The sequence below is a fragment of the Methylobacterium sp. NPDC097929 genome, from assembly GCF_049543375.1.
Classification (GTDB): Bacteria; Pseudomonadota; Alphaproteobacteria; order Rhizobiales; family Beijerinckiaceae; genus Methylobacterium.
Window position 1 is genome coordinate 23,562 of record NZ_JBMVEP010000025.1, and the last position, 6,376, is coordinate 29,937.

Sequence of the window (6,376 nt, forward strand, 5' to 3'; positions counted from 1 at the left end):
CGCAGTCAGCCTTTCGAGAGGGAAGAGGGACGCGCGCCGGCCTGAAGCCCGTTCAGGAGCGAGGCGCCGTAGCCGAGGAGGAGGGCGAGGCCGGCGGCTGCGAAGCCGACGGCGAGATCGAAGGGGCCGGCGGCGGGCGCCGCCGGCAGAACCCAGGCGAGGCCGAAGGCCGCGAGGGCGAGGCCCGCGTTGCGGCCGACGAGCAGCCAGCCGAGCGGCTGCCGCATGCCGTTGCGGAAGCATCCGCAATCGATCGCCGTCCGGCCGCGGGCCACGTTGATCGCGATGGCGAGGCCGAACAGGACCAGCAGGCCTCCGAGACCCGCCGCCGCGAAGGCCGCTGTCGCCGGGACCGCGAGACCGGCGGCGAGCGCCAGTTCCACGAGGGGCAGCGCGGCGGCGAAGGGGCGGGCCATCGCCTCGGACATCAGCCGGAAGTTCCGCACGACCCCGAAGAACTCGTCGGCGTGGCGCAGCTTCGGCAGGGCGGCCGCGACGAAGAGCAGGATCAGGAACGACCGCAGGAAGACCGTGACGACGGGCTCCGCGAGGACGGGCATGGCGATGTCCGACATCGCCGTCACATGTCCGAGGTCGTGATGACCTGCGGGCCGGCGCCGAGTTGGTTGACGCTCGACATCTCCTTGCCGGTCTCGGGATCGAAGATGAACAAGGTCTTCGCGCCGGTCGAGAGCGCGTAGAGCTGCGGCTTGGCATCCTGGCTCACGCCGACCGAGTCGATCTCGTGCTTGAGTTCGATCTTGCTGATGCGCTTGCCGGTCTTGGCATCGATCACGAACAGGAAGCGGCTCGGCGCCTTGTGCTTCGAGGCCGCGCGCTGATCACCAAGTAGGAAGATGCGGTCGCTCTCGCGGTGATAGGCGACCTGCTGCCAGCCGCCCGGCGCCCAGCCGTCCTTCTTCTCGGCATCGGTGAAGGCCTCGATCGCCGGCAGGAACTTGGCTTCCTGCGAGGAGAGGTCGACCTGGAAGATCTTGCCCGTATAAGTCGGCCATACCAACCGGCCGTTCTTGGGCGAGTAGGTCGGATGGTTGATGAGGTACTCGTTTTCCTTGTGGAAAATCTCGGTGCGCTTGGTCTGAGATTTCCCATCGGCTCCGATGCTGACCTTCAGCAGGCTGCCGTCGCGGCAATGCATGAAGAAGGTGTCGTTGCTGGACGGGAAGATGTGGTAGCAGTCCGGCACCTCGATCATCCGGTCAAACTTTTTGCCGGCGAGATCGACGACGCCGACGGCAGGCTGCGGCGAGAATTGGTAGAACAGCAGCGTTTTGTTGTTGGGCGTCAGCGCCGTCATCCAGGGATAGGTGCCGACGAGGAAGCGGGGCGTGTTCGGCAGCTCGATGTCCGCGATCGGATCGGCCGTGCGCGCATCGAGCAACTCGACGTAATCGGTGCGCTTGCCGCGGGCGATCCGCGAGAACACCGTGTTGGCGTGCCCGTAGAAGGAGCCGTCGCTGGCTACAACAGGGTTGCCCATGAAGCCGCTATCGGCCGTTCCGACGACGCGGGCGGCATCGCCGTCGATGATGAAGCTCTGCGAGATCGCCGCGAAGTGCTTCGGATCGTAGACGTAGACGCGGCGGGCGTTCGGCGCAGGGGCCTTCAGCACCGTCGGATCATCCGCCTTGCCGGCGGCGAGATCGGCGGCGGCCTGCTTGGCGGCGGCACCCTGCTCGGCTGCCGCGACTGGACCGGCGGCGAGCATCGCCGCGAGAGCCCCGACTCCGACCGCGAAGGATCCGTAGCGGAAGGCTTGCCGAAGTTGGACATAGGCGTGCGTCATCGTTCTCTCCTTGAGGCGAGTGCGAAAAACCGAAGAACAGGTTCGATGATGTGACGACGGCCGGAGTTCTGATCGCGTTTCAGCGTCGTAGAAGCCGGCTTGTCGAAAGAAGGCGCGTCGGAAACGGCGCCCGGACGATCCGACCCGATGCCTCGGGTCGGAGGCGGCCCTCAGAGCAGCGCCAAGGTCAGCAGAGCGGCGCCGAAGGCGATCAACAAACCACCGTCGAGAAAGGCGGCGCTCTCCTGTCGGCGGGCGAGCCAGTTCTGCACGGCGATGTCGCTCACCGGCAGGTAGTTCACCGCCATCGGCAGGAAGCGGCCCGCGTTGAAGGCCAGGAACAGAGCGATCGCGGACGTAACGCTGCCGCTCGCCACCGCCGCGGCGGTCACGAGATACAGGATCGGCGTCTGGACGTAGGTCAGGAAGTTGAGACCGAGCGAGATGCCGTACAGGCCGCCGATGAACCACATGGGGAAGCGTTGCCGCGCATCATGCGGTACCTGAGCTCGACGCTGCGGATAGGGGACGCGCAGGAAGCCGAGCTGATGCGCGCCGTAGACCAGCGCGGCGAGACCGAGTGCGGTGAGGGTCAAAATGGATACGCCGGCAAAGCCAACAAGCCCTCCAGCCAGTCCGAGAAGGCCGCCGAGGATCACGGCACCGATTGCGTAGCCGGCCCCGTGCAGCAAGAACGTGGGCGTGTACTTGGTCAGCGACCGGGCTGAATATGGTCCAATCGGACGAAGCAGACAGAGACTAGAATACCCGCAGGGTGACCACGTCGAGAGAAGACCACCGACAAAGGATAAACCCACGAGAAGCGAGGAAACCGCAGCCTCTTGCAACGAGGCCTGAGACACGAGCACCGCGCCGAGGATTCCGCCCGACGTCGCAGCCACCAAGCCACCAAGTCGTACCTTGGTAGAAACCTCACTCGGGAAGATTAGACAGTCTTCAACGCGCTCCGCATGCGCGGCAGCAAACGGCACGGATTCGCTTCCGGCCGGAGGCGTCAGTGTGGGCATGCCACCATCTCCTTCTGACGTTTCACCCTTCGCCGCCGCTTCAATTTATCGCGACGGTCATCGTTGCGTGTTTCTGTAGGCGATATCGATTTTCCTTGCAAGCACCATATTGCCTTGTATGACGGCTTCTGCATAAAATTTCTGCATCACAAGCCCGCATTTTGTGCGCCGCACTAGGGATTAAATCAGAGAGCCTGGGGCAGCACGAGCAAGAAACAGCTTATGTCAAGTGAGCATCGACAATCGAAACATGTGCTTCAGCGCCCTGGTTTGGCGGGGGAAGAAGAAGATGCAGGCGATCCACACACGAGAAGGTGCACGAAGATATACGAAGTATCAGTGTCGAATATAACTTGGAGATATCTTTTGTATTCTGCAATTGATAGTGTTTTCAAGCTATAATTATTGTATATATTCTGATACAACTTGAATTTTCTGGAAAAACTATGAGAAGCGCGCTTTTTCGATCGAGCAAGCTTGGGCGATTTGCGAAGTCGCGTTGGCATATGGTTTCGCGTGGCAGTGTCCAGGAAGGTTCAAGTACATGCTGAGAACAGCGTCGAACGCTCCCAATGTGGAGGAGCGTCCACTGGAAAAGGCCCTGGGTTATCAAATTCGCATGCTGCGGCGAGAGCGAGACCTCTCAGTGGGCGATCTCGGCGCTGCTGCCGGCATCTCACAGGGTATGGTCTCCAAGATCGAGAACGGCACGATCTCGCCCTCGCTGGCCTCGATCAATGCGATCGCCTCAGCCCTCAACGTGCCGATTACAGCTCTATTCGCGACCTTCGAGGAGACCCACGACTGTAGCCACGTGAAGCGCGGCCAAGGCGTCCCGATCGAGCGGCGCGGCACCAAGGTTGGTCACCTGTATGAGTTGCTCGGCGGCGGCATCCGCGGCGACGTGGTGATACAGCCGTATCTTATTACTTTAAACAGTGAAGCAGAGACCTATACAAGTTTTCAGCACGACGGCACGGAACTGATTTACATGCTGAGCGGCGAGGTGATCTATCACCATTCCGGCCAAGATTATCATTTGGAGCCCGGCGACGCGCTGATGTTCGACTCAAACGGCTTGCACGGTCCGGCCAAGCTTCTTGAAGCGCCGGTGACTTACCTGGCGGTGATATCGAATTGACTCACGACGCCGCCTCCGTCTCAAGAAGGGCAATCGCGCGTGCCGATAGAGCTGTTGCGGACTGCGCCGAGTCGTCGTGGGTGGGTTGCGCCGGCTCCGTGCGGATCTGGTCTGCTCGCTCGGATCGTCCCGTGACATCGGACGGCAAACAGGGATCGTAATCTCGCGGATAGAAACAGATACCATGACTGACGACACCGTTCTCCTCGCGAGGTTCAGTGAAGCGCGTCCGTCTTGTCTCAAGCAGGAGAACGGAACGCTGTTCAAGCAGAGCCCGAGTTTTATTTATGATGTCTGATTATATTCGAATAAAAATTAAAATTGCTGTTCCTGCGAGATCAATGATCTATAAATTAGCCGATCATATTGAGATCAGCATCGATCGTGCGATATTTTCGGGACAAAGATAGCTACCGGCGTTGCGTTGCGGCGGCATCAGTTTTTCCTTACTGTGTAATAGATTGGCTCCTCAGATTTTCTCGGGTAGCTATAGCCGACTTCGGCAGAGGCTAGGTTGGGCTTGAAGGCGGCCGGGGTTCTGCGTTCGGCGGGTTGGGGTCGCAGGCTGAAGGCATGATGGAACTCCGTTTTGGAAGCCATCAGCATCGCGACCCGTCCGCGCCGCAGCTGCGCGCTTCGAGCTGAAGCAGCGTCGATGCCTCGGGGCGGGTGTGCCGCCACGAAAGGGCATGCGGTTGGCAACGACTGTCCTTACAAGAACCCCATGCCCGACGCCCTGTACTCGCCGGCCGCGGCTCGAAACGTCGCCCCGATCGCCGAACTCCTCACGCGCGTTCTCCCGCCCAGCGGCCTCGTCCTCGAGATCGCGAGCGGGTCGGGCGAGCACGCCGCTCACTTCGCGCGTGCGCTACCCGCACTCGTCTGGCAACCCAGCGATCCGGATGAAGCGGCCCGTCGCAGTATCGTCGCCCATGCCAGCGCCGCCGGGCTGGCGAACATCCGGTCGCCGCTGGCGATCGATGCGACCCGTCAGCCGTGGCCGGTAACGCGGGTGGACGCGGTTGTCGCGATCAACATGATCCACATCGCCCCCTGGGACGCGACCATCGGGCTGATGGCTGGCGCGGAAGCGACGCTCGCGGAGGGGGGTGTGCTCTACCTCTACGGTCCCTTCCGGGAGGATGGCGCGCACACCACACCGAGCAATGCCGCGTTCGACAGCAGCCTGCGCTCAAGGAATGCTTTCTGGGGAGTCCGCGATATCGAAGCCGTCGCGGCGGCCGACCGAGCGCACGATCTGCATCTGGTCGAGCGCATCGCGATGCCGGCCAACAACCTCAGTCTGATCTTTCACCGGGGCCGCAGAGGCTCCACTGTAGACAGGGAGATCGCGCCTTGACCGCCTCGCCCCCAGCCAGCGCGGTCGTCGTCGGTGCATCCGGCGGCATTGGCAGGGCCTTGATCCGCGCGCTCGCCGAGTCTGCGTCCCACGCTCCAATCTTCGCGCTCTCCCGCTCGGAATCGTCGGTCCCGCAGGGTGTTCGAACCCTTCCGATCGACCTGAGCGACGAGGCGACAATTGCAGCGGCGGCGGCCAGGGTCGGCGAAGCCGGACGGGTCGGCCTGGTCATCGTCGCCACCGGCCTTCTTCACCGGACAGGCGTCTCGCCCGAGAAGACGGTCAGGACGCTCGACCCCACCACGATGGCCACCGTCTTTTCAGTCAACACGATCGGCCCAGCGCTCGTCGCCAAGCATTTCGTGCCATTGCTGGCGCGACGGGAGCGATGCGTGTTTGCGGCCTTGTCGGCGCGGGTCGGATCGATCGGCGACAACCGACTGGGCGGCTGGTACGCCTACCGCGCATCGAAGTCGGCGCTGAACCAGATTCTGCGAACACTCGCGATCGAGGTTGCCCGCAGCCGGCCGGAGGCGATCGTCGTTGGCCTGCATCCGGGCACGGTCACTTCCGGCCTGTCGCGGCCCTTCCGGCCGGACCCGACGGCCGACGGCCGACGGCGTCTTCTCACCCGAAGAGAGCGCAGCGCATCTCCTGCGCGTGCTGAACGGCCTGAGCGCGGACGATACCGGCGGCGTCTTCGCCTGGGACGACTCGCCGATCCCCGCCTGAGCGTGGTCTCGGCTCGAACGGATGCCCTGGGGCACCGCCGTACGATCGTCTGGAGCTAAACTCACTTACGACATGCGCCAGCAACGAACCATCGCATCCGTCGGACGCAATGTCTGCTACCGGTCCCCATCCGGACCTTCATCCCCAGTGAGTCGAAATTCCGCTCGGGGTCAGGAGTTGGGGCGCGATGACTTCGTCGGTCCCAGCACTTTAGGAGGCCGGACTGAACGACTTGGCCTCCGCTCACCGATTTGCCCGAGTGGGGTGGACAGAGTTCTTCCGGCGTCATCAGATCCCGCACCTATTCA

General features: G+C 62.6%; 5 protein-coding genes and 1 pseudogene. 3 read left to right on the forward strand and 3 right to left on the reverse strand.

Features of this window, described 5'->3' with window-relative positions; genetic code table 11:
• Window positions 1-5: 5 nt before the first annotated feature.
• The 3 genes from ACPCJR_RS25835 to ACPCJR_RS25845 form a co-directional block, all read right to left on the reverse strand.
• Window positions 6-566 carry a MauE/DoxX family redox-associated membrane protein gene (locus ACPCJR_RS25835; protein ID WP_391516345.1) on the reverse strand — a complete coding sequence of 187 codons (561 nt, stop codon included), beginning with the start codon at window positions 564-566 and terminating at the stop codon, window positions 6-8.
• Between the two features lie 14 nt (window positions 567-580).
• Entirely contained in the window at window positions 581-1,807 is a 1,227-nt protein-coding gene (mauB, locus tag ACPCJR_RS25840) for a methylamine dehydrogenase (amicyanin) large subunit (RefSeq protein WP_391516337.1), read from the reverse strand.
• A gap of 170 nt (window positions 1,808-1,977) precedes the next feature.
• On the reverse strand, window positions 1,978-2,835 hold the full coding sequence (locus tag ACPCJR_RS25845; protein WP_391516338.1) for a methylamine utilization protein MauF: 858 nt from the start codon (window positions 2,833-2,835) through the stop codon (window positions 1,978-1,980).
• 544 nt (window positions 2,836-3,379) lie between these two features.
• Between ACPCJR_RS25845 and ACPCJR_RS25850 the strand changes: the two genes are divergently transcribed.
• The 3 genes and pseudogenes from ACPCJR_RS25850 (at window position 3,380) to ACPCJR_RS25860 (ending at window position 6,068) form a co-directional block, all read left to right on the forward strand.
• Window positions 3,380-3,976 (forward strand): helix-turn-helix domain-containing protein, encoded by a 597-nt coding sequence (locus ACPCJR_RS25850; protein WP_391516340.1) that lies wholly within the window; start codon window positions 3,380-3,382, stop codon window positions 3,974-3,976.
• A 724-nt stretch (window positions 3,977-4,700) separates the two neighbouring features.
• Window positions 4,701-5,336, forward strand: coding sequence for a DUF938 domain-containing protein (locus ACPCJR_RS25855; protein ID WP_391516341.1), 636 nt, complete (start codon window positions 4,701-4,703; stop codon window positions 5,334-5,336).
• Window positions 5,333-6,068 (forward strand): annotated as a pseudogene (locus tag ACPCJR_RS25860) (SDR family NAD(P)-dependent oxidoreductase). Before ACPCJR_RS25855 ends, ACPCJR_RS25860 begins: the two are co-directional and overlap by 4 nt.
• The last annotated feature ends 308 nt before the right edge of the window (window positions 6,069-6,376 follow it).